23 protein-coding genes are annotated in these 22,730 nt (G+C 62.7%); 11 read left to right on the plus strand and 12 right to left on the minus strand.

From position 1 onward, the window contains the following. Nucleotides 1-21: 21 nt before the first annotated feature. From R3355_RS07690 to R3355_RS07700, 3 genes are all read left to right on the plus strand, one after another. On the plus strand, nucleotides 22-645 hold the full coding sequence (locus tag R3355_RS07690; protein ID WP_318949281.1) for a TetR/AcrR family transcriptional regulator: 624 nt from the start codon (nucleotides 22-24) through the stop codon (nucleotides 643-645). 139 nt (nucleotides 646-784) lie between these two features. Continuing rightward, a complete protein-coding gene (locus R3355_RS07695; protein WP_318960732.1) occupies nucleotides 785-1,543 on the plus strand; it encodes a transporter substrate-binding domain-containing protein in 759 nt (252 codons plus the stop codon). Nucleotides 1,544-1,637: 94 nt separating this feature from the next. Next, nucleotides 1,638-2,438: a transporter substrate-binding domain-containing protein gene (locus tag R3355_RS07700; protein WP_318960878.1), complete on the plus strand. Its 801-nt coding sequence runs from the start codon at nucleotides 1,638-1,640 to the stop codon at nucleotides 2,436-2,438. Here the strand turns inward: R3355_RS07700 and R3355_RS07705 are convergent. The 3 genes from R3355_RS07705 to R3355_RS07715 all read right to left on the minus strand — a co-directional run bounded on the left by R3355_RS07705 (nucleotide 2,389) and on the right by R3355_RS07715 (nucleotide 4,741). Continuing rightward, nucleotides 2,389-3,147: a CPBP family intramembrane glutamic endopeptidase gene (locus tag R3355_RS07705; protein WP_318960733.1), complete on the minus strand. Its 759-nt coding sequence runs from the start codon at nucleotides 3,145-3,147 to the stop codon at nucleotides 2,389-2,391. The genes R3355_RS07700 and R3355_RS07705 overlap by 50 nt on opposite strands. Nucleotides 3,148-3,198: 51 nt before the next feature. Continuing rightward, nucleotides 3,199-4,485, minus strand: a complete 1,287-nt coding sequence (locus R3355_RS07710) for a hypothetical protein (RefSeq protein ID WP_318960734.1) — start codon at nucleotides 4,483-4,485, stop codon at nucleotides 3,199-3,201. A 79-nt stretch (nucleotides 4,486-4,564) separates the two neighbouring features. After that, on the minus strand, nucleotides 4,565-4,741 hold the full coding sequence (locus R3355_RS07715) for a DUF2897 family protein (protein WP_318951301.1): 177 nt from the start codon (nucleotides 4,739-4,741) through the stop codon (nucleotides 4,565-4,567). Between the two features lie 165 nt (nucleotides 4,742-4,906). Here R3355_RS07715 and R3355_RS07720 point away from each other — a divergent pair, with 165 nt between their 5' ends. Continuing rightward, nucleotides 4,907-6,211: an ATP-binding protein gene (locus R3355_RS07720; protein WP_318960735.1), complete on the plus strand. Its 1,305-nt coding sequence runs from the start codon at nucleotides 4,907-4,909 to the stop codon at nucleotides 6,209-6,211. Nucleotide 6,212: 1 nt separating this feature from the next. Next, nucleotides 6,213-7,130 (plus strand): response regulator, encoded by a 918-nt coding sequence (locus tag R3355_RS07725; protein ID WP_318960736.1) that lies wholly within the window; start codon nucleotides 6,213-6,215, stop codon nucleotides 7,128-7,130. A gap of 123 nt (nucleotides 7,131-7,253) precedes the next feature. On the opposite strand, the gene R3355_RS07730 is transcribed toward R3355_RS07725, so the two are convergent. Continuing rightward, a complete protein-coding gene (locus R3355_RS07730; RefSeq protein ID WP_318960737.1) occupies nucleotides 7,254-8,600 on the minus strand; it encodes a class II 3-deoxy-7-phosphoheptulonate synthase in 1,347 nt (448 codons plus the stop codon). A gap of 277 nt (nucleotides 8,601-8,877) precedes the next feature. On the opposite strand from R3355_RS07730, the gene R3355_RS07735 reads away from it, so the two are divergent. After that, nucleotides 8,878-9,651 carry a spermidine synthase gene (locus tag R3355_RS07735; protein WP_413243490.1) on the plus strand — a complete coding sequence of 258 codons (774 nt, stop codon included), beginning with the start codon at nucleotides 8,878-8,880 and terminating at the stop codon, nucleotides 9,649-9,651. Between the two features lie 6 nt (nucleotides 9,652-9,657). Here the strand turns inward: R3355_RS07735 and R3355_RS07740 are convergent, their stop codons facing one another. Further along, nucleotides 9,658-10,449, minus strand: a complete 792-nt coding sequence (locus tag R3355_RS07740; RefSeq protein WP_318960738.1) for a crotonase/enoyl-CoA hydratase family protein — start codon at nucleotides 10,447-10,449, stop codon at nucleotides 9,658-9,660. Nucleotides 10,450-11,001: 552 nt separating this feature from the next. On the opposite strand from R3355_RS07740, the gene R3355_RS07745 reads away from it, so the two are divergent. Beyond that, nucleotides 11,002-12,696: a DEAD/DEAH box helicase gene (locus tag R3355_RS07745; RefSeq protein WP_318949632.1), complete on the plus strand. Its 1,695-nt coding sequence runs from the start codon at nucleotides 11,002-11,004 to the stop codon at nucleotides 12,694-12,696. Between the two features lie 93 nt (nucleotides 12,697-12,789). On the opposite strand, the gene R3355_RS07750 is transcribed toward R3355_RS07745, so the two are convergent. After that, the gene (locus R3355_RS07750) at nucleotides 12,790-13,011 is read right to left on the minus strand and encodes a hypothetical protein (protein ID WP_318949631.1); all 222 of its coding nucleotides are present in this window, start codon (nucleotides 13,009-13,011) and stop codon (nucleotides 12,790-12,792) included. A gap of 161 nt (nucleotides 13,012-13,172) precedes the next feature. Next, on the minus strand, nucleotides 13,173-13,940 hold the full coding sequence (locus tag R3355_RS07755) for a class III extradiol ring-cleavage dioxygenase (protein WP_318960739.1): 768 nt from the start codon (nucleotides 13,938-13,940) through the stop codon (nucleotides 13,173-13,175). Between the two features lie 102 nt (nucleotides 13,941-14,042). On the opposite strand from R3355_RS07755, the gene R3355_RS07760 reads away from it, so the two are divergent. Beyond that, a complete protein-coding gene (locus tag R3355_RS07760) occupies nucleotides 14,043-14,702 on the plus strand; it encodes a thiopurine S-methyltransferase (protein ID WP_318949629.1) in 660 nt (219 codons plus the stop codon). A gap of 217 nt (nucleotides 14,703-14,919) precedes the next feature. On the opposite strand, the gene htpX is transcribed toward R3355_RS07760, so the two are convergent. The 4 genes from htpX to R3355_RS07780 form a co-directional block, all read right to left on the minus strand. Beyond that, a complete protein-coding gene (htpX, locus tag R3355_RS07765) occupies nucleotides 14,920-15,792 on the minus strand; it encodes a protease HtpX (RefSeq protein WP_318960740.1) in 873 nt (290 codons plus the stop codon). 90 nt (nucleotides 15,793-15,882) lie between these two features. Then, the gene (locus R3355_RS07770; protein WP_318960741.1) at nucleotides 15,883-16,335 is read right to left on the minus strand and encodes a hypothetical protein; all 453 of its coding nucleotides are present in this window, start codon (nucleotides 16,333-16,335) and stop codon (nucleotides 15,883-15,885) included. Further along, the gene (locus R3355_RS07775) at nucleotides 16,335-17,078 is read right to left on the minus strand and encodes an SDR family NAD(P)-dependent oxidoreductase (protein ID WP_318960742.1); all 744 of its coding nucleotides are present in this window, start codon (nucleotides 17,076-17,078) and stop codon (nucleotides 16,335-16,337) included. The genes R3355_RS07770 and R3355_RS07775 overlap by 1 nt, the downstream gene beginning before the upstream one ends. A 12-nt stretch (nucleotides 17,079-17,090) precedes the next feature. Then, nucleotides 17,091-18,302: a pyridoxal phosphate-dependent aminotransferase gene (locus tag R3355_RS07780; protein WP_318949625.1), complete on the minus strand. Its 1,212-nt coding sequence runs from the start codon at nucleotides 18,300-18,302 to the stop codon at nucleotides 17,091-17,093. Between the two features lie 382 nt (nucleotides 18,303-18,684). Here R3355_RS07780 and msrB point away from each other — a divergent pair, with 382 nt between their 5' ends. The 3 genes from msrB to R3355_RS07795 all read left to right on the plus strand — a co-directional run bounded on the left by msrB (nucleotide 18,685) and on the right by R3355_RS07795 (nucleotide 20,331). Continuing rightward, a complete protein-coding gene (msrB, locus tag R3355_RS07785) occupies nucleotides 18,685-19,080 on the plus strand; it encodes a peptide-methionine (R)-S-oxide reductase MsrB (protein ID WP_318960743.1) in 396 nt (131 codons plus the stop codon). Nucleotides 19,081-19,378: 298 nt separating this feature from the next. Continuing rightward, nucleotides 19,379-19,864, plus strand: a complete 486-nt coding sequence (locus R3355_RS07790) for a glutathione peroxidase (protein WP_318960744.1) — start codon at nucleotides 19,379-19,381, stop codon at nucleotides 19,862-19,864. Continuing rightward, nucleotides 19,861-20,331: a MarR family winged helix-turn-helix transcriptional regulator gene (locus R3355_RS07795; protein ID WP_318960745.1), complete on the plus strand. Its 471-nt coding sequence runs from the start codon at nucleotides 19,861-19,863 to the stop codon at nucleotides 20,329-20,331. The genes R3355_RS07790 and R3355_RS07795 overlap by 4 nt, the downstream gene beginning before the upstream one ends. Here the strand turns inward: R3355_RS07795 and R3355_RS07800 are convergent. Then, on the minus strand, nucleotides 20,315-22,639 hold the full coding sequence (locus R3355_RS07800) for a response regulator (protein WP_318960746.1): 2,325 nt from the start codon (nucleotides 22,637-22,639) through the stop codon (nucleotides 20,315-20,317). The genes R3355_RS07795 and R3355_RS07800 overlap by 17 nt on opposite strands. Nucleotides 22,640-22,730 lie beyond the last annotated feature (91 nt).

The following is a 22,730-nucleotide window of genomic DNA, read 5'->3' on the forward strand; positions in this document are numbered from 1 at the left end:
GAGTGTTGGAGAGTAATTAACGTGGATGATCAACAAGCCCAGGCGGTAATGCATGAGCTGGTGGCCAGCGGACAGGTGACGGACCCGGAAAGCGCCCGCGGCAAACTGCTGCAAACCGCGGCGCACCTGTTTCGCAGCAAGGGTTACGAGCGCACCACGGTGCGCGATCTGGCCAGCGCCGTGGGTATTCAGTCCGGCAGCATCTTTCACCACTTCAAGAGCAAGGACGAGATCCTGCGTTCGGTGATGGAGGAGACCATCCGTTACAACACCGCCTTGATGCAGGCTTCCCTGGCCGAGGCGAGCACCTTGCGTGAGCGGGTGCTGGCGCTGATCCGCTGCGAGCTGCAGTCGATCATGGGCGGCACCGGCGAGGCCATGGCGGTGCTGGTCTACGAGTGGCGGTCGCTGTCGGAGCCCAGTCAGCAATTTATCCTCGGCTTGCGTGATACCTATGAGCAACTGTGGCTGGACGTGCTGAGCGAGGCCAGGGCAGCGGGGTATTTCAGGACCGATCCATTCATTCTCCGACGTTTCCTCACGGGGGCCTTGAGTTGGACCAATACCTGGTTCCGCCCCGAAGGGCCGATGAGCCTGGATCAACTGGCCGAACAGGCACTTTCGCTGGTACTCAAAGACGTTTGAGCGTTCAATGCCAGGTAATGGCCTTTTGGTAGCATTGTCGCGGTGATGGAATATCCGTCCAGCCAACACAAGGAGCCGCTCGCGGTCTGGTGTCGTTTTCGAGGTGGGTGATTTGCGCGTGATATTCAGGGGGCTGCTGATGGCGCTGGGTCTGTTGATCGTCTTGCCGCTGGTGGCGGGCGAGCAGGTGCGGGTCGGCGCCTACCATTTCCCTCCTTATGTGGTTAAACCGGAACGCGCTAGGCCCGGGGGCGTGCTGCCGGAGTTGCTGGCGGCCCTGAATGCTGTGCAGAGCGACTATCAGTTCACGTTGGTGCCTACCTCGGTGACCCGCCGTTACCGCGACCTGGAGAGTGGCCGTTTCGATCTGATTCTGTTCGAGTCGCCGGGGTGGGGGTGGCAGAACACGGCGCATGTCGCTTTGGATCTGCATATCGAAGATGCTGAAGTCTATGTCGCGCTCGCCGAGCCGGGACGCGACCAGGGCTATTTCGAACAGCTCAAGGGCAAACGGCTGGCGCTCTACAACGGTTATCACTACGGCTTTGCCGGTTTCAATGCGGATCAGCAATTCCTTCGTGAGAACTTTGCCGCGGTGCTGACCTACTCGCATGACAGTAACCTGCTGATGCTCATGCGCGATCGGGCGGATATCGCCGTGATTACCCGCTCCTATCTGCAGAACTATCAGCGTCGTCACCCCGAACGCAGCAAGGCTTTGCTGGTGTCGCAGCGGGTCGATCAGTATTACCAGCACCATGCGTTGTTCCGTATCCAGTCACCGCTGAGGCCAGAGACCTTCGCCGCGCTGCTGCAGGAATTGAACCATAATGGACGGCTGGATGCCTTGCTGCAGCGTTATCATCTGGTGGTGCCGGAGCCTCTGCTGAATGACTGAAAACGTTCTGTTCGGTCAGCTTTTCCTCAGGCAGACTGTTTTTCGAGTGCAAATGGGGATGTTTGGGGGACCTATGTTGCGGTTGCTGCGCAGGATGGTCGTGGGTTGTGCGCTGTTCGCGGCGATGCTGGCTGCGGGTCCGCTTGCAGCCCAGCAAATGGTGCACGTTGGCGGCGCGTTCTTTCCGCCTTATGTGCTCAAGGCGGAGCAGTCACAGCATGCCGGTTTGCTGCCGCAGTTGCTCGATGCGCTTAATCGGGCGCAGAGCGATTTCCGTTTCATCGTGCGGCCTACCTCCATTCCCAGGCGTTACCGGGATCTCGAGGCGGGACGGATCGACATGTCGATGTTCGAAAACCCGCTCTGGGGCTGGCAGGATATTGCACACAGCGTCGTCGACATGGGCCTGGAAGATGCCGAAGTGTTCGTCGCACGGAGCGCGCCGGGGCGTGGGCAAGGTTATTTCAAGCGGCTCAGGGGCAAGCGTCTGGCGCTGTTCAATGGCTACCATTATGGTTTCGCCGACTTCAATGCCGATCCGCAATTCCTTGCGAAAAACTTCGATGCGACCCTGACCTACTCCCATGACAGCAACCTGCTCATGGTGCTGCATGGGCGAGCGGATATCGCCCTGGCCACGCGTTCCTATGTCAGCGATTTTCTCCAGCGTCATCGGCAATACGCCGGACAGTTGCTGATTTCCCAGCGCGTCGACCAACGCTATCGGCATCAGGTGGTAATGCGTCCGGCTGCGCCGATCAGTGCGGCCCAGCTTGGCCGGCTGTTCGAGCAGTTACGCCGCAATGGCCAATTGGCCGCAATCTTCACTCCTGTGCAGGTCGCGGTCAGCTCAGGCGTAGCGGATAGCTCAACAACAGCAGGTGCAACAGATTGACCGCGCCGTGCAGGGCAATGGCCAGGCTCAGGCGGCCACTGTAGTGAAACATCAGGCCGTAACCCAATCCGGCTACGCCCGCGACCACGGCAAATAACGGGCTGAAGGGCGCGTGCACGGCGCCGAACAGCAGGGCAGTCAGCAGCACTCCCGGCCAGATACCCAGCCAGCCGATCAGGCGAGTCTGCAGCAGTCCACGAAACAGCAGCTCTTCGGCCAAGACCGCCACGCCCAGGTTGACCGCCAGCCACAGCCACACGCCCTCCGGCCATTTCGGCTGCCAGCCAACCAGACCCAGAGCCAAGGCCAGCAGGGGGATGCCGGCCAGGGTCAGCAGCGCCACCGCCCAGGCCCGTTGTGGTCTTGGCGCGCGGGTGTGGGGCTGGCCCAGCCACCAGGCCAGCAAGGTCAAGCCAACCAGCAGTTTGTCCCATGACAGGCGCAAGGCGTAAGGTGCCGCATCGCTGCTGATCTGCTGTGGCATCGACAATGACCAGGGCGCGAAACCCGGCAGCAGGTGGGCAGCGAGGGCAATGCTGGCGAACAGGCTGAGGCACCACCACAGGCGCTCGGGCAGCGCCTTGTCGGCACCGAGCAGCAGGGCGATGAACAGCAGGCCGGCAGCCAGGCCGGCAGGTTGGATGAACCCCAGGCCAGCACCCAGGCCCAGGCCCAGGGTTGGTAGCAACAGACGCAGATGTAGTGGCACGGAAGCTCCTTATGAGGGAGCGGCAGTTTAGCGGTAACGTGCCGTGCGGGGTTACTGGAAATAGCGTCCGAGCAAGTGCGGGTCGTCGAAGTGGGCGCGACCGATAAAGGCCGTGGCATGCCGGCCCCACTGGCGCATGGCGCCTGGGGATGCGACGCCGGAGGGCCACAGCAGCCAGCGTTCCAGGCGCTCGCTGCCGGGCACCAGGCCGTCGCGGGCGTACAGGCTGCGCCGGCCTTGCGGGTGAGGCAGCCCGCGTAGCCGGTCGAGCGCCACCCGTTGGTAGCTCAGCGCCGGGTAGGGCGAGCGGCGGGCATCGACCCAGTGCAGGCGATGTTCACCGGCGCTCAACCACAGGGTCGGCGGCGTATCGCCATTGAAGTCCAGGCGTTGGCTCAGGCGTGCTTCTTCTTCGCCGTTCCGGCGCAGTTGCAGGGGCGAGTCGGCCGGCAGGTAAAAACTGTGCCAGCAGCCACAGGGGTGGATGCTGTCGTAGAGCAGGGCCTTGCCCTGTCGGTCGAGGGTGACGCGCCAGAGCAAACCGTCCAGCTCGCCGCCGTACAGATCCAGAGCGCTGGGCTTGGGCCGCTGGCTGAACCAGAGCTGGTAGATCAGTTGCAGGTGCCAGCGGCCATTCAATTGACTCCAGCTGCTGTGCTGGTAAAGACGCGCATGCAGATGATTGAAATCCCGGCTGCCATCGTGCCGGTAATACGGGCTGCCGATGCGGTCATTGCGGTCGGCTTGGGCAATTTTCAGCCAGGGGGCGTGACGGGCGAACAGCACATCGAGTTGCTGGGCATCCGCCTGCGGCAGGCCCAGGCCATCTTCGTCCAGCACGATACCCTGCGCCTCCACGCGGAGGGGGAGTGGCCGATAGCTTAGCCAGTGTGCGCTGTCCTCAGGCGCGGTGGCCTGGGCGGCCGCCTGCTGCCAGGCGGCAATGCCTCGCCGGAAGATCGGCTTGAACAGCGGGTAGAGGCCCAGGGTACGCGCCCAGGCACGGTAGTCGTCGGGCACCTGCGCGGCCTCGACCGCGCGGGCAAACCTCTCGGGATCGCTGCTCAGGCGTTCGACCTGGCGGGCGCGGCAGGCGCCAAGGGCCTCTTGCCGGGCCGGGCTGCTCCAGTCGCGGCGCTGGCTGGCCGGCAATTGGGCGATTTCGATCCGGCTGGCTTCGGCATCTCGTGCAGCCAGGTGTTGCAGCCACAGCCGGCGTTGCGCCGGATTGTCTGCGCTTGCGCCAATGGCGGCGAAGACTCTATCGCTGCGCAGGCCGATAAACCCGGGCAAACGATGGTACTGCGCATCCTGATGGGCCTGAGTGGCCTCCGGCAATTGGCCGAACAGTGTCGTGCAGTTGTCAGCAGACGCGGGCTGCCAATGCGCACAACCCGCCACTAGTCCCGCCAGCAGGCTAGCGCTGATCAGCGTCCTTGGCGTCCTGGGCTTCCATCTCGATTTTACGTTCACGGATTTTCTGCAGTTGCTCTTCGGTTAGCGGCAGAGGTTTGGCGGTTCTCAGCAGTACCATCAAGCCTGCCACGATAGAGCCCAGAACGAGCACTATCAGCAGCCAGATATACCAGGGCATGGTCGGCTCCTCGGGTAGTTGAGTCTTACGATACCCTTTGTGTGCCGGGCTGTCAGGCGGCATACGGGCTTTGCTGTGGCTCCAGCAGATTGTGCGGCGATGTAACATGATGGCAACTTGACGCTGATTGAATGGCGGCTTTCCATCTGCCGGGAACCTCTGCCAATGACCACTACCAGCGCTCTGGCGCGCCTGCTCAAACCGGTCTTGCCACTGGCGCCGGAAATGAGCATCGCGGATGTCGCGGATCGCTTGTTGACCCCGGAACACAAGGCTTTCCTGTCCTTGCCGATTGTCAATGCGGCGGGCTATCCGCTGGGGCTGGTCAGCCGCAGCGTCTTGCAGGACATCTTCATGCAACGCTTCGGCCGCGATCTGCGTGGTCGCCATCCGGTGCAAGAGGTGATGAACCCGGCGCCCTTGACCGTCAGTCTGGACACCGGCCTGGAGCAGGCGGCCAAGCAGATCACCGGGCAGTTGCAATATCCGATCACCGAGGACTTCATTCTGGTCGATGCACAGGGCCAGTACCGCGGCCTGGGCACCGTGCTCGATCTGCTCAAGGCCATGGAGGCGCGGATTGCCCAGCGCAATGCGGTGCTGCGCAAGGCGCTGGTCGATCTCAAGGAATCACAGGCGCAACTGGTGCAGTCGGAAAAGATGGCCTCGCTCGGGCAGATGGTCGCCGGCGTCGCCCACGAGCTGAACACCCCCTTGGGCTACGTGAAGAACAACGTGCAACTGCTGCGTGAGCTGAGCGCTCCGCTGTTCGAGCTGGCCGAGGCACAGGCCGCCCTGGCCGATTGCCTGGCTGACCCGAACTGCGCCGAAGCGCGCCTGGCCATGGCTCTGGACAACGCGGCCAAGGCTCGCGAGCAGGCCGCGCCGGAGATGCTGGTCGACGATCTCAATCAACTGTTCGACGACACCCTCTATGGTCTGCAGCAGATCGCCGAACTGGTGGTCGGGCTCAAGGACTTTGCCCGTCTGGATCGCGCCATGAGCGAGGAAGTGGATCTCAATGACTGCATTCGCAGCGCCCTGGTGATCGCCCGCAACAGCATCAAGGACAAGGCCGAGGCCGTGCTGCAGCTCGGCGAGTTGCCGCGCATTCCCTGCGCACCGTCGCAGATCAATCAGGTGTTGCTCAACCTGTTCACCAACGCCGCCCAGGCCATCGAGGGCTTCGGCCAGATCAGGGTGAAGACCTGGGCCGAGGAAACGGCGGTGTTCGTTTCGGTACAGGACAGCGGCCGCGGTATGCCTGCGGCGGTGCTGGCGCGGATTTTCGATCCCTTCTTCACCACCAAGCCGGTTGGCCAGGGCACCGGTCTGGGCCTGTCGATCAGCTTCAAGATCATCCAGGATCATGGCGGCCTGATTCGCGTGGCTTCCGAACCGGGGCGCGGTACGCGATTCCTGATCCGCCTGCCGCGTTCCCAAGCGGCCGCATTGCAACGGAGCGCCTGAAATGACAGCAGCACCGATTCGCATCCTGTTTGTCGACGACGAAGAGCGCATTCTGCGCAGCCTGGCCCTGCAGTTCCGCCGCCAATATGAGGTACTCACCGAGAGCGATCCGCGCCGCGCCCTGGCGCGCCTGAAAAGCGAGACGGTGCATATTCTGGTCAGCGACCAGCGCATGCCGCAGATGAGCGGCGCCGAGCTGCTCGCCCAGGCCAGCGAGATCGCTCCACAGACCCTGCGCATCCTGCTTACCGGTTATTCCGACCTGGATGCGGCGGTGGAGGCGCTGAACAGTGGCGGTATCTTCCGCTACCTGACCAAGCCCTGGGATCCGCAGGAAATGGCGTTTACCCTGCGCCAGGCCGCGGAAATCGCCGCGCGCCAGGCACAGGTGGCAGTGTTGCCGAGCGCCAGCCTGCTGTCCGCACCGCTCAATGTGCTGCTGCTCGATGAGGACCCGCAAACCCTGGCCGTGGTCGGCGATTTTTGCATGGCCGGCGGTCATCGCCTGTCGCGCGTGAGCAACCTGGGTGAGGCGCTGGCCGTGCTCAATGCGCAGTCGGTGGATCTGCTGGTCAGTGACCTGAAACTGGCCGGCGAAGAAGTCGCCCCCTTGCTGAAAACCCTGGCCCAGGCCCATCCACGCTTGCTTACCCTGGTGGTGACGCCGTTCTGCGACACCCAGGCGCTGCTCAAACTGATCAACGAGGCGCAGATTTTCCGCTACCTGCCCAAACCGATTCGCCGTGGCCTGTTCGAGAAAGGCCTGCAGGCCGCCGCCGAGCAGGCGCAGCTGTGGCGGGCCCAGCCGGCGCAGGTGGTCACGCGCCTCGCGCAGGTGCCGCGCGAGGCGCGTGAACGCGAGAAGGTGGGGAGCCTGATGGGTATGTTGGGTCGCCTGCGCGAGCGCCTGACGGCGTAGGGCGGCCTGCGTTCATAACCTGTAGGAGCGGGCCATGCCCGCGATGCTTTTTGCGGGGGGCGTTTCGCGGGCATGGCACTGGGCGTCCCCCCCGCTCCTACAGAGGCTCTACGTTGGCCGCGCCTAGCGTCTTACCTGCTTGAGCGTCTCGGCGATCAGGAAGGCCAGTTCCAGCGACTGGTCGGCGTTCATCCGTGGGTCGCAGTGGGTGTGGTAGCGATCCGACAGGCCGTCCTCGGTGATCGGTCGGGCGCCGCCGATGCATTCGGTGACGTTCTGCCCGGTCATCTCGATATGGATGCCGCCGGCGTAGCTGCCCTCGGCCTGGTGTACGGCGAAGAACTGCTTCACTTCGGCGAGGATCTGCGCGAAGTCGCGGGTCTTGTAGCCGCTGGAGGCCTTGATGGTGTTGCCGTGCATCGGGTCGGAGCTCCACAGCACCTGCTTGCCTTCGCCCTGCACCTTGCGCACCAGACGCGGCATATGGGCTTCGACCTTGTCCGCACCCATGCGCACGATCAGGTTGAGGCGGCCCGGGTCGTTGTCCGGGTTGAGGATGTCGATCAGGCGGATCAGTTCGTCCGGGTCCATGCTCGGGCCGACCTTGACACCGATGGGGTTGCCGACGCCGCGCAGGAACTCGACATGGGCACCGCCCAGCTGACGGGTGCGGTCGCCGATCCAGAGCATGTGCGCCGAGCAGGCGTAGTCGCCGCCGGTGAGGCTGTCCCTGCGCACGAAGGCCTCTTCGTAGTTGAGCAGCAGAGCCTCATGGGCAGTGAAGAAGCTGGTTTCGCGCAATTGTGGCGACGTGTCCATGCCACAGGCACGCATGAACGCCAGGGTCTCGTCGATGCGGTCGGCCAGGTGGCTGTACTTCTCGGCCAGGGCCGAGTTGGCGATGAAATCGAGGTTCCACTGGTGCACCTGGTGCAGGTCGGCGAAGCCGCCCTGGGCGAAGGCGCGCAGCAGGTTCAGGCTGGCGGTGGACTGGTGGTAGGCCTGCAGCAGGCGCTCCGGATCCGGCACCCGGCTCTTTTCGTCGAAACCGATGCCGTTGACGATATCGCCGCGGTAGGCCGGCAGGGTGACCTCGCCGATGGTCTCGTCATTGGCCGAGCGCGGCTTGGCGAACTGCCCGGCCATGCGCCCGACTTTCACCACTGGGCAGCCGGCGGCAAAGGTCATGACGATGGCCATCTGCAGCAGCACCTTGAAGGTGTCGCGGATCTTCGCCGCGCTGAACTCGGCAAAGCTCTCGGCACAGTCGCCACCCTGCAGCAGGAAGGCCCGGCCCTGGGTCACCTCGGCGAACTGGCGGCGCAGCTCGCGGGCTTCGCCGGCGAACACCAGCGGCGGGTAGCCGGCCAGGGTCTGCTCGACCTTGGCCAGGTGGGCGGCATCGGGATAGTGCGGCTGCTGCTGGATAGGCTTGCTTCTCCAGCTTTCGGGGCTCCAGGCTTGCGACATGGCGATTCTCGGCTTCAGGCAGTTTGTTAGTCAGGAATTTAATAAACAGACGGGCATGGTAACCGATCAGCCTGCGCCTTGAAGCCGATAGCCGTGATAGAGCTGCTGCATGACGATACTAAGTTGTGGTCTGACAGGCCTTGGTTTGTGTCTGACGCAAGATCCGGCAAAGCGTGCAGCGATGAATTATCACGTGACCAGGCGCGCCCGCTTCAATGACAATTGACCCCTTAACCCGGGTGCGACTGGTCTGGGCTGTCAGGCTGGAGAGCGATAAATGCCAGGTTTACCCCCGGTGGAAGAGATGAAAGAAGAGGTCCTGCTTGCCGAAGTGCATGACGCGTTCGGCGTAATCCGTGTGGTCGAGATCGGCGAGTACCGCTTTCTCGAGTTCGGTGACTCGATCGAGCAGAGCTGCGTATTCACCGCCGATCCGAGCTGGCTGGAGTACGACTACACCCGCGCCATGCTGCTCGGCGCTTTGTGTCACGCGGCGCCGGAGAGTGCGCTCTTCCTCGGACTCGGTGCCGGCAACCTGACCCAGGCCTGTCTCAGGTTCCTGCCGCTGGAAGATGTCGAAACCATCGAGCTGCGCCCCGAGGTGCCGCGCCTGGCCATGCAGTACCTCGGCCTGGACGACGACCCGCGACTGACCATCCGCATCGGCGACGCCCTCGATCTGCTGGAAACCGCGGAAAATGCCGACCTGATCTTCGTCGACCTCTATACCGACCACGGTCCCGGTGTCGGCCACCTGGCCTGGCGCTTCCTGGAAGACTGCCAGAAACAGCTCAATCCGGGTGGCTGGCTGATCATCAACCAGTGGGCCGGCAACGACGGCAAGCCGCTCGGTGCACCGCTGCTGCGCGGTCTCTACCATCGGCATTACTGGGAATGTCCGGTGAAGGAGGGCAATGTCATCCTGCTGGTGCCGGCCGATCTCGAGCAACGGCTTGATCTGGGCGATCTGCAAGCCAGGGCTGCGACCCTGGCGCCGCAGTTGGGGTATTCCCTGCAGCCACTGATCGAGGCGCTGCGCCCGGCCAGTTGACGGTCCTCAGCGCCCCTTGAAGTCGCCGGGGCGGCGTTCGAGCATGGCACGCACGCCTTCCTGGGCATCTTCGCTGGCCATCAGGCGGGCCACGGTCGGATGCAGATTGGCCGTCGCCGCGGCTTCGCCTTCGTGCACGGCCTGGCGTGCCGAGGCCAGGGTGGCCTGCACGCCGAGCGGCGCCTGGGCGGCAATCCGCTCGGCCAGCTTGAGTGCGCGGGGGAGCAGATCTTCGCTGGCCAGCACTTCCTGCACCAGGCCCAGGCGGTAGGCTTCGTGGGCATCGAATTCATCACCAGTGAGCAGCCAGCGCATGGCATTGCCCCAGCCGGCGCTCTGATGCATGCGCAGAGTGGCGCCGCCGAACGGAAAAATACCGCGCTGCACTTCCATCTGGGCAAAGCGGGTGTTGCTGGCGCACAGGTTGATGTCCGAGGCGAGCATCAGTTCGATGCCGATGGTGAAGCAATAACCCTGGGCCGCCACTATCACCGGCTTGCTCACCCGTGGGCCGCCGAACACGCCCAGGGGGTCGCAGCCACCGGTGGGGACCTGCCAGCCGGCGGCAAAGCTGGCGGCCACGCTGGCCAGGTCCAGCCCGGCGGTGAAGTGCTCGCCATGGGCGAAGACCAGGGCCACGCGCGCCTCGTCGTCGCGTTCGAACTCGCCATAGGCCATGCACAGGTCATTGAGCATATCCAGGTCGACGGCATTGCGCTTGGTCGGTCGATCCAGGCCGATCAGCATGATCCGCTCGCGTTTCTCACGGCTGACGCGACCGCTGGTGCTTTGAGTCATGGCAGAAATCCTTGCGCAGAAAATGTCATGCAAAGGGTATAGCAGGGCAGTTGCAAAGCGCACATGGTGGGTCGCACTGGCAACTGCCGAGTGAAAAGACTCCCGCCTACTGCGGCCGCCTCTGCGAACGCCTCCAAACGCCCGCTGCGGCGTTGCGCTACGAACGCCTGGAGACGGCCTCGCTATGGCGCTCGATATTTTCACAACCTCTGAGTGTTAATGCGGCGTCGGGACGTCGCCGGTCTGCATATGGCCCTGTGTCGCGGGCATCGAATGCCTGTGTTCAATCCCGGTCTGGGCGACCGCTTGGCGGTGCAGATGTTTTAATTGTGGGAAAACCATCACAACTGCCAGCTTTTCCGGTATAGTGCGCGCCGGTCAATTCATGACCACGTTCAGGTTACATAACTCGCCCGGAGGTCACCTTCGGCAGTCAGTCTGCGTAGCGGACTATCCTTGACGATTCATTTACAACCACGTTTTCGCAAATCCCCGCCGACACGGCTGCCAGGGTGACTTTAGAGTCTTACACGGCATGCGCAGCTTTGGAGCATGGGTCTTTGCGGATGCACTAGAGGCAGACCCATGACCCAAGTACTCGACGGCTTCGCCGCACTCGATCTTCATCCCAATATTCTCGCCGCGGTGATCGCGACCGGCTACGAAGAGCCTTCGGCAATTCAGTTGCAGGCAATTCCGGTGATCCTCGCCGGCCACGACATGATCGGCCAGGCGCAGACCGGCACCGGCAAGACCGCCGCCTTCGCCCTGCCGATCCTCAGCCGCATCGACGTCAGCAAGCGTCAGCCGCAGGCGCTGATTCTCGCGCCGACCCGCGAGTTGGCCCTGCAGGTCGCCACTGCCTTCGAAACCTACGCCAAGCAAATGCCGGGGCTGAACGTCATCGCCGTTTACGGCGGCGCGCCCATGGGCCCGCAGCTGAAAGCCATCCGTAATGGCGCGCAGGTTGTGGTCGCCACTCCGGGTCGCCTGGTCGACCACCTGCGTCGCGACGAGAAGGTGTTGTCGACCATCCAGCACCTGGTGCTCGATGAAGCGGACGAAATGCTCAAGCTGGGCTTCATGGACGACCTGGAAGTCATCTTCAAGGCCATGCCGGAGACCCGTCAGACTGTACTGTTCTCGGCCACGTTGCCGCATTCGATCCGCGCCATTGCCGAGAAGCACCTGCGCGAGCCGAAACATATCAGGATCGAAACCAAGACCCAGACCGTGACCGCCATCGAGCAGGCTCACTTGCTGGTCCACGCCGACCAGAAGCACGCCGCCGTATTGCGTCTGCTGGAAGTCGAAGAGTTCGATGCGCTGATCGCTTTCGTGCGTACCAAGCAGGCCACTCTGGATCTGGCCGCCGTGCTCGAAGCCCGGGGCTACAAGGCCGCCGCCTTGAACGGCGACATTGCCCAGAACCAGCGTGAGCGGGTGATCGAGTCCCTTAAAGATGGTCGCCTGGACATCGTCGTCGCCACCGACGTCGCTGCCCGTGGTCTGGACGTGCCGCGCATCACCCACGTGATGAACGTCGATATGCCCTACGACCCGGAATCCTATGTACACCGTATCGGTCGTACCGGCCGTGCCGGTCGTACCGGTCGCGCGCTGTTGCTGGTAACGCCGCGCGAGCGCCGCATGCTGCAGGTAATCGAGCGTGTCACCGGGCAGAAAGTCAGCGAAGTACGCCTGCCCGACGGCCAGCAAGTGCTGGACGCGCGGATCAAGAAGCTGACCTCGAGCCTGGCGCCGCTGGTAGCCGACGCCGAAGCCAGCCATGGCGAACTGCTCGACCGTCTGACCGCGGAAATCGGTTGCAGTCCGCGTGCCCTGGCTGCTGCGCTGCTGCGCAAGGCCACCAATGGTCAGGCCCTGACCCTGGCTGAAGTCGAGCGCGAACAACCGCTGGTGCCGACCAGCTCGCCGCGTGAGCGTAGCGAGCGTTCGGATCGCGGTGACAGCCGTGAGCGTCGTGCGCCTGTGCCTTTGGCCGAAGGTCGTGCCCGTTGCCGGACTGCGCTGGGCGCGCGTGACGGTATTGCCGCGAAGAACCTGCTGGGCGCCATCCTCAATGAGGGCGGCCTGGTCCGCGAAGCCATCGGTCGCATCCAGGTACGCGAGAGCTTCAGCCTGGTCGAGCTGCCGGAAGACGGTCTGGAGCGTTTGCTCAGCAAGCTGAAAGACACCCGTGTCGCTGGCAAGCCGCTCAAGCTGCGTCGTTATCGCGAAGATTGATTCGCGTTAAGCGCTAAGCCAAAAGCCCCGCATTGTTGAGATGCGGGGCTTTTTTTGTATCCGTCCACCTGGCAGGCAAGGCCTACAGTAGTGCTATGACTTCTTGCTGCCAACTACGAGCATAAGACCGCCGGCCACTATGGCGGCAATCCCCGCCCACATGGGGACGTTGACCGTTTCTTTCTCTTTCACGGAAAGCTCGAGCGGACCGAGTTTGACCGCGGTGGTGTCCTTGGTATAACTGAAGCCACCATAAATCAGCGCCAGGGTTCCAACTACCACAAGTGCTATGGCTGCAAGCCTGATTGAGTTCATATCGTCCACACCTTCTGCGTGACACCTGTGCCTCGTGGCCGACGGTTCCAAGGGCAGGGTCATGCAGATGATTGAAGCACAGATTGCTCGGGTTCTGTGATCGATAAACTCGGTGTGGGGGCGCCGGATCATGCAGCGGTTGGGCGCGTGCCTCGGGTTCATCAGGCAAAGCTGTAGATATCCATGCCCAGGGCGCCGAGGGTGAAGCCGCTGTGCTCGACCCTGAACCGGCCGCCGGCGCCGCGGGCGAAGAACAGCGGTAACAGATGTTCGTCGCTGGGGTGGTTGCGTACGGCCGCCGGGGCTCGTTGACGATAGTCGTGCAATGCCGCCTCGTCGTCCTCGGCAAGCTTGTCCACCATCCAGTCGCGAAAGTCCTGGGCCCAGGGCTCGATCACCCCGGGGCCGGCATGCCAGTTGAGTTCGCCTAGGTTGTGGGTGATGCTGCCGGAGCCGATCAGCAGTACGTCTTGCTGGCGCAGGCCAGCCAGGGCGCGACCGATGCGGGTCTGCAATTGCGGGCCCTGGCGGCTGGGCAGCGAGAGCTGCACGACCGGGATATCGGCCGTCGGGTACATGAATGACAGTGGCACCCAGGCGCCGTGATCGAAGGGGCGTTCGGGGTCGAGTTGTACGGGGAAGCCGGCAGCACCGAGCAGTTGCACGATGTCTGCGGCGAACTGCGGATTGCCGGGCGCCGGGTATTGCACCTGATACAGCTCCGGGGGAAAGCCGCCAAAGTCATGCCAGGTTTCCGGTTGGGCAGCGCCGGTGACGCGCAGCGCGGTGCTTTCCCAGTGGGCGGACACCACCAGGATGGCCCGTGGTCTGGGCAGCTCTGCGGCCAGGCGGGCCAAGGCCGGACCGCTGGCGCCGGGCTCAAGGGCGAGCATGGGCGAGCCGTGGGAGATAAATAGTGAAGGCAGCATGGGCTAGGTTCCTGCAGTAGGATGTTGCTATCTTCGTGGCTGGTATTATCGAATTCCAGTATAAATTTTTGAGCTATTTGATCGAATTTATTGGGGGTAAGAGTGGACGAGGCATTCTGGCAGGCACGCTGGGCACGCGATCAGATCGGTTTTCATCTGGATCAGGTCAATCCCTATCTGCAGCGCCACTGCTCGGCGCTCGCGCTGCAACCGGGTGCGCGGGTGCTGGTGCCGCTGTGCGGCAAGAGTCTGGATCTGGTCTGGCTGGCGGGGCAGGGCTATCGGGTAGTGGGTGTCGAGCTGGCGCAGAAGGCGGTCGAGGATTTCTTCGCGGAACATGACTTGAGCGCCGAGATCAGCCAGGAGGGCGTATTCAAGGTCTATCGCGCCGGAGCACTGGAACTCTGGTGCGGCGATTTCTTCGCCCTGACGGCGGAGCAGCTCGGCGATTGCCAGGCGCTCTACGATCGGGCGGCATTGATCGCCTTGCCGGCGGACCTGCGCGTTCGCTACGTGGCCCACCTGCGGGCCATTTTGCCGGCGGGATGCCGGGGTCTGCTGATTACCCTGGATTACCAGCAGAGCCAGATGGACGGCCCGCCCTTCGCGGTTACGGATGCCGAAGTCCACGAGTTGTTCGATGCCGGCTGGCAGGTCGAGGTGCTGGAGCGGCTGGATGTGCTGCAGGGCAACTGGAAGTTCATCAAGCACAATCTGCAGGCACTGGATGAAGTGGTATACCGGTTGGTCAGGCGCGGGTAATTCCGCGCACCGATCTGGTTGGCCGTCGCTGCGCTCAGGGGTAATCTGCAAACCGTAGGGTGGGCAGTGCACCCTGGTTCATCGGCATGGCACAAAACCTGGCGGGCTGTCGTTGCGCTCAGACCGGAGCGCCGCCGGGCCGGCCTGCGTTGGTGGGTGGCGCGGCAAGAAAAAGGCGACCCGAAGGTCGCCTTTTTCATGGTTTCATGGGGGGTTACTAGCGCAACTGGCGCAGGGCTTCGATACGGTCTTCCAGCGGGGGATGGGTCATCAGCAGGCCGGCCAGGCCGTTTTTCAGGCCGCCGTTGATGCCGAAGGCGGTGAGGCTGTCGGGCATGTTCACCGGCACGCCCTGTTCGGCACGCAGGCGCTGCAGGGCGGCGATCATGGCTCCGGTGCCAGCCAGGCGCGCGCCGGCTTCATCGGCCTTGAATTCGCGTTTGCGCGAGAACCACATGACGATGATGCTGGCCAGGATGCCCAGTACCAGCTCGGCGAAGATGGTCGCGACGAAGTAACCGATACCGTGGCTACCTTCGTTTTTCAGGATGGCCTTGTCGACGAAGTTGCCGAAGATCCGCGCGAAGAACATCACGAAGGTGTTCACCACGCCCTGAATCAGCGCCAGGGTGACCATGTCGCCGTTGGCCACGTGGCCGATTTCGTGGGCCAGCACTGCTTTCACCTCATCCGGCGAGAAGCGCTCCAGCAAGCCCTGGCTGACCGCTACCAGGGCATCGTTCTTGTTCCAGCCAGTGGCAAAGGCGTTGGATTCGTAGGCGGGAAAGATCCCCACCTCCGGCATCTTGATGCCGGCATTGCGTGACAGTTCCTCGACGGTCTGCAGCAGCCACTGTTCGTGGCGGGTACGCGGCTGGGTGATGATCTCGGTGCCGGTGCTCATCTTCGCCATCCACTTGGACAGCAGCAGTGAGATCAGTGAGCCGGCGAAACCGAATACCGCGCAGAAGATCAGCAGACTGCTGTAGTTTTGGCCAGTGAAGCGGTCTACCCCCAGTAGCTTGAGAGTGATGCTGGCGATGATCAGCACCGCCAGGTTGGTAGCCAGAAACAGCAAAATGCGCATCATGGTGTGAAACTACTCCTCACGGAAAAGGACAGGCTCGTAATGCTGGCTATATAAGGGCGCGCCCCCCGGCTCTTCAACCGGGGGACTATTTCAAACTGTGTCGTCTATGGTGCTCAGGCTACTCTCGAAGAGCAAACGGGTGAGGCGGGCGAGGCGTTCGCCATGCTGTTGGCTCAGCGCGTCGCGCAGTTGAAAGGCCAGGGTGGCATGCACCCGGCGCACGCTTGGAGGCAGTGCTTCACCTTCGCGCAGGGCGTGGGGCACGCTGCGACTCAGGCGCAGAAAGCCTTTTTCGCTAAGCACCGCCTGATCGAGGGCGTCGTAGGCGATGGTCGAGTCGAAGCGCAGGTAGCCTTCCTCGGCCAGCCACAGCAGCGTGCCCAAGCAGCTCTCATGGCGCTTGCTCGGCAGGCCGAACTCATCCGGCTCCTCGCGGCCGATCAGGTCTTCTACGTAAAGCGCCATTTTGCGCGGGAAGACCTGATAGAGGTGCAGCATGGCGGCTGCCGCATCCTTGTAGAAATCGTCGATTTGTAGATCCATCAGAATTTGGCAATCATCGAGGTGGGTAATAGTGGCAACAGACGGCCGAGAATCGCCCAGGGCCAGCCCGGTACGTAGGCGCAACTGTGGCGTTTGTCGATATGCCGGGCGATCAGCGTGGCTCCGCGCTGCACATCGATGAGAAAGGGCCGCTTGAGCAGGTCGCTGTTGAGGGGCGTATCGATAAAGCCAGGCAGCAGCAGGGTGGTGTCTATGCCCTTGCCCTGCAGTTCGGCGCGGGTGGCCTGCATATAGCTGATCAGGCCTGCCTTGCTCGCCGAATAGGCCGCGGCATAGGGCAGGCCGCGTTTGCCGGCGACCGAGGCGACGGCGACCAGATGACCATGGCCTTGCTGGCGAAACAGCGCGGCCGCTGCATCCAGGCAGGCGATGGTACCGATCAGGTTGGTTTCCAGGGTCAGCCTGGCGCGCTCGAAGTGGCCGCCACCGACTTTGCTATTCAGGGCGATGCCGGCGTTGGCGATAAGCCCGTCCAGCCCGCCCAGGGCGTTTGCCGCCAGGCCCACGGCGTCCTGGCAGGCCGGGTAATCGGTAACGTCCAGTGGCAGGACCACTGCCTTGCGGCCGAAGCGCGCCTGCAGTTCGGCCGCCAGCAGGTGCAGGCTGTCTTCGCGGCGCGCCGCCAGAGCCAGGTCATAGCCTTTGCTCGCCAGCTCACGGGCGAGTGCAGCGCCGATGCCGGAACTGGCGCCGGTCAGCAGATAGCGTTTGCCCTGGGTCATGGCGATCTCCGCTTACTGGCTGTAGCCCTTGAGGAAGCTGCCGATGCGGCCGATGGCCTGTTCCAGGTCATCGACCCGCGGCAGGGTGACCACGCGGAAGTGGTCCGGCCAAGGCCAGTTGAAGGCCGTGCCCTGGACGATCAACAGCTTCTCGGAGAGCAGCAGGTCGAGGACGAATTTCTCGTCGTTGTGGATCGGGCAGACCTTGGGGTCGATTTTCGGGAAGGCATAGAGCGCCCCCATCGGCTTGACGCAGCTGACCCCGGGAATGTCGTTGAGCAGCTCCCAGGTGCGGTTGCGCTGCTCCAGCAGGCGACCTTGTGGCAATACCAGGTCGTTGATGCTCTGGTAGCCGCCCAGGGCGGTCTGGATCGCGTGCTGGCTCGGCACGTTGGCGCACAGGCGCATGTTGGCGAGGATGTCGATGCCTTCGATATAACTCTGCGCGCGGTGTTTCGGCCCGGAGATGGCCACCCATCCGGAGCGGAAGCCGGCGACCCGGTAGGACTTGGACAGGCCGTTGAAGGTCAGGCAGAGCACGTCCGGCGCCAGGGAGGCGGTGCAGATGTGCTGGGCTTCGTCGTAGAGGATCTTGTCGTAGATCTCGTCGGAGAACAGCACCAGGTTGTGCTGGCGGGCCAGCTCGACGATGTCTTCCAGTACTTCTCTGGAGTAGACCGCGCCGGTCGGGTTGTTCGGGTTGATCAGCACCAGCGCCTTGGTGTTCGGGGTGATCTTGGCGCGCATGTCGGCGATGTCGGGGAACCAGCCGGCCTGTTCGTCGCACAGGTAATGCACCGGCTTGCCGCCGGACAGGGCCACGGCGGCGGTCCACAGCGGGTAATCGGGGGCCGGGATCAGCACCTCGTCGCCGTTGTTGAGCAGCGCCTGCATGGCCATGACGATCAGCTCGGAGACGCCGTTGCCCAGATAGATGTCCTCGATGCCGACGCCTTCCACCTGCTTCTGCTGGTAGTACTGCATGACGGCCTTGCGTGCACTGAACAGGCCCTTGGAGTCGCTGTAGCCCTGGGCCGTCGGCAGATTGCGGATCACATCCTGAAGGATCTCTTCCGGGGCTTCGAAACCGAACGACGCCGGGTTGCCGATGTTCAGCTTGAGGATGCGATGACCTTCCTCTTCCAGGCGTTTGGCGTGCTTGAGCACGGGGCCGCGAATGTCGTAGCAGACATTGGCGAGCTTGTTCGATTTGCTGAACTGCATGTAAGTGATCCCGAGTGGTGAAACGCCGTTGAATTACCGTGTAAAAGACTCGATCAGGCGAGCCTTGGCAGGTTGTAACGCGGGTGACAGACTGGGGTCGAATGATACGTTGCAGCCTGACCTTGGCAAAGGTACTGGTCGGGCTTTTTTGTGCTCAGCACATCCATGTGCTTCGCCCCTTCGGGGCTTGCGCGCAAAAACGCTCCAGGCGTTTTTGTGGCGTGCCATCCATGGCCGCCACCCTACGGGCCGTCGCTGCGCGTCGTTAAAAATCGTTCCCGGCGATTTTTTATGGCGTGCATCAGTGGCCGCCACCCTGCGGGCCGTCGCTACGCGACGTTAACCACCGCCCCAGACGATTTTTTTATTGAGGATTGTGCCCATGGACAAGCTGGAAAAACCCCTGGAAGCCTGGCGAGAAGAGCTTTCCGATGAACAGTTTCATGTCTGCCGACTGGGTGGCACGGAGCGAGCCTTTTCCGGTGAATACCATGACAGCAAGACGCCGGGCATCTATCACTGCGCCTGCTGCGGCACGGCATTGTTCGATTCGGACGCCAAGTTCGACTCCGGCAGTGGCTGGCCCAGCTACTTTCAGCCGGTGAGCAAGGATGCGATTACCAGCCTGGATGATTTTAGTCATGGCATGCACCGCATCGAGGTGAAGTGTGGCAAATGCGATGCCCACCTGGGCCACGTCTTTCCCGATGGGCCGGCGCCGACCGGTTTGCGCTATTGCATCAATTCGGCATCGCTGAAGCTGGTGCCTAAAGCCTGACGCAATCCTGTAGGCCTGCAGGAGGGGGCACCCCCGTTTTTGACGCGGCGCTGTCGCGCAGCAAGCTGGAGGCAATCGCGTCTGTCGGCTTGTGGGTACATGTAGGAGCGGACCATGCCCGCGATGGGTTTCGCGGGCATGGAACTAGGCGTCCCCCGGCTCCTGCATTTTCAAGAGGGTGCCCCATCATTTCACTGTGACCTGTCATCAGTGAACCTTGCTTTTCGGCAATTAAATTGCGTGCAATTAAATTGCTCGCTATGGTGTTTGCACTTTCCCCTCAGTAAAGGCATCTGTCATGAGCAACGAACTGTTCGATATCCCCGTCACCACCATCAAGGGCGAGCAGAAGACCCTGGCTGACTTCGGCGGCAAGGCCGTGCTGGTGGTCAATACCGCCAGCAAGTGCGGCTTCACCCCGCAGTACAAGGGCCTGGAAAACCTCTGGCAGCAGTACAAGGACAAAGGTCTGGTGGTGCTGGGCTTTCCCTGCAACCAGTTCGGCAAGCAGGAACCGGGCAATGAGGGGGCAATTTCCGAGTTTTGCGAACTGAACTTCGGCGTCAGTTTTCCCTTGTTCACGAAGGTCGATGTCAACGGCAGCGATGCCCATCCCTTGTTCGTCAAGTTGAAGAAGAAGGCCCCGGGCCTGCTCGGCAGTCAGGGTGTGAAGTGGAACTTCACCAAGTTTCTGATCAGTGCCGACGGCAAGCAGATCAAGCGTTTCGCGCCGACCACCAAGCCGGAAGATCTGACTGCCGAGATCGAAGCCCTGCTCAAATGAAGCCGGAGTCGTTCGAGCGCGAAGACGCCCTGCAGCTCGACAACCAGCTGTGCTTCAAGCTGTACGCGGCCTCGCGGGCAGTGATCCGTGCCTACAAGCCGATGCTCGATCAATTGAACCTGACCTACCCGCAGTACCTGGCGATGCTGGTGCTCTGGGAGTGGCAGCTGGCCCCGCCGGCGCAGCCTACGGTCAAAGCCCTGGGTGAGCGTTTGCTGCTCGATTCGGGCACCCTGACGCCGCTGCTCAAGAGGTTGCAGCAACTTGGTTTGCTATTGCGCCAGCGCTCGGCTGTGGATGAGCGCGAGGTGCACCTGGCATTGACCGCGGCGGGTCGCGCCTTGCGTGAACGGGTACTGCCGTTGCGCCAGCAGCTGCTGTGCGAGCAGGGTGTCGAGGTGGATGAACTGGTCGAGTTGCGTGGCCGGGTTGGGCAGCTGCTCGATCGCTTCATGGCGTTGCGCTAGACGCCGGCAGCCAGCGCTCGAGCAGGGCGGCCAGCTCTTCGCGGCGGAAGGGTTTGGACAGGTAATCGCTCATGCCGGCGGCGCGACAACGCTCGCGTTCATCGGGCAGGGCGTTGGCGGTCAGGGCGATTATTGGCAGCTCGGGATGGTGCCCGCCTTGGCGGATTCTGCGGCTGGCCTCATAGCCATCCATGATCGGCATGTTGCAGTCCATCAGCACCAGGTCGATGCTGTGCTGTTCCAGTTGGCTCAGTGCTTCGGCGCCGTGGTTGGCCAGCACGACCTCGTAGCCGAGTTTGCCCAGCATACCCTTGGCCACCAGTTGGTTGACCGGGTTGTCCTCCACCAGCAGTACCCGCGCACACCGTTTGCTCGGCTGCTCGGCGGGGCCTGGCGCGGGTGTGCTTGCCGTCGCTTGTCCAAGGCTGCGGCGCAATGCCTGGAGCAAGGTTTGGCGCGACAGCGGCCGGGCGATCTGCTCGAACGGCGCCAGGGCGTGCGCCTGTTCGCTGGGCAGGAAGTTGCCGTAGGCGGTGACCAGCAGGATCGGCATCGTGCACGTAGGCCGCGTGGCCGGGAGGCACTCGGGGCAGTCACTGATCAGCAGGTCGGCTGTGACACCGAGCAGATTTGTATCGGTGTCCAGGCGTTGATACTCCAGTCCCCATGCGGGCAGCAGCTTGCCAAGTAGTTCGCTGAGGCCTGAATTGGCCGAGCTGAGGGCAACGACCTTTCCTGTCAGTGCTGGCAAGGTGGGCGCAGGAGTGTGGCTGGCCAATGGCAGTTCTGCGCAGAACTGGCTGCCGAAGCCTTCTCTGGACTCCAGTTCGAGCCGACCCTGCATGGCTTCACACAGGCGGCGGGTGAGCGCCAAGCCCAGGCCGGTGCCGCCAAACTGACGGGTAATGCCGACTCCTGCCTGGGCAAAGGGTTGATAGATGCGCGCGCGTGCCTCTTCGGCTATGCCGATGCCGGTGTCGCGCACCAGGATCCGTATGCCTGTCGGGCCACTGTCGACGTGGATGTCGACGCGACCAAAGCGGGTGAATTTCAGGGCGTTTGACAGCAGGTTGCTGATGATCTGGCGCACCCGTGTCGGGTCGCCGAGCACTTGCGCGGGCAGTTGCGGGTCGATCAGGCAGGTCAATTCGACACTCGGTAAGGCGTTTTGCGACAGTAGGCTAGCGGTGTCTTCGACCATTGTGCCGAGGTCGAAAGGCATGCTTTCCAGCTCTAACTGACCGGCTTCGAACTTCGATAAGTCGAGGATGTTATTGAGTAGATTGACCAGAACCTTGCCGGAGTCGTGGGCAATCGATAGCTGCTGGCGTTGTTCGTTGCTCAGCTGGCCGTCGAGGGACAAGGCAAGCATGCCGAGCAGACCGTTGAGTGGGGTGCGGATCTCGTGACTCATGTTGGCGAGAAACGCCGAGCGGGCCTGAGCCATGTCCAGTGCGGTGCGTCTTGCCTGTTCTAGCTCCTGATTGGATTCGAGCAGGCGCGCGTTGGTGGCCTCCAGCTCGGCAGTGCGAGCAGAGACGATGTTCTCCAGTTCGTTCAGGTACTGAGTGAGACGATTCTCCGCTTCGCGACGCTGTTCTATTTCCATGGCTATGCTGGACAGTTGCTGGTTGGCGACGTCGACCAGGATGCCGATTTCGTCGCGCTCATGGCCGCGCGGGCAGGGCAGTCGGTTGCGGTTGGGGGCGTGCAGGTCGCGACCGCTGAGCGCGCGGATCACCTCGGTCAGCGGCTTGGTCAGCATGAAATAGAACAGCACCAGCAAGATCAGCGAGAGCAGCAGGCTGCGGGCGAAGCCGGTCAGCAAGGTGAGCATGGCGCGCCGCAGGAAGTGACTGCCGAACGCATAGGTGTCGACTTCCAGGCGCAGCACGCCGAGGGCCTCCTGAGGTGCGTGACTGACGAACAGAGGGGTCGCGAACTGGCGTCGTTCGCCGAAGAGGAAGTCGCTGAATAGTCGGTAGCGGTTTGTGCTGGGCGGGCGGCTGACACTGGCCAGGCTCATGTTGCTGTTGTCTATGATCTCTGCACGAATCACCGCCGGTGAGCGCAGCAGGCCTAGCACCAGTTCCTGGGCCAATTCGGCGTCGATATTGTAGGCGATGCGCGCGGCGGGGTTGTGGCTGATCTCCATCAGTGCGCTAATCTCGCGGTTGATGGAGGCATCCTCGCTGGCATAATCGATACCCACTTGAATCAGACTGAGCGCAGTGCCGAGGATAAACGCCACCAGTACCGTCAAGCTGGCCTGTTTGAACGACAGACGTTGGGTGAGCGATATATCCATGGGTGGCAATAGTCTCGAGTCCGTGCGCTTGCCAAGCATAGCCCATTCGCCCTGCCTTTCAGCAGACGCAGTTGGCAGGCGGGCTGTAACA

It is taken from the genome of Pseudomonas sp. (assembly GCF_033723075.1).
Classification (GTDB): Bacteria; Pseudomonadota; Gammaproteobacteria; order Pseudomonadales; family Pseudomonadaceae; genus Aquipseudomonas.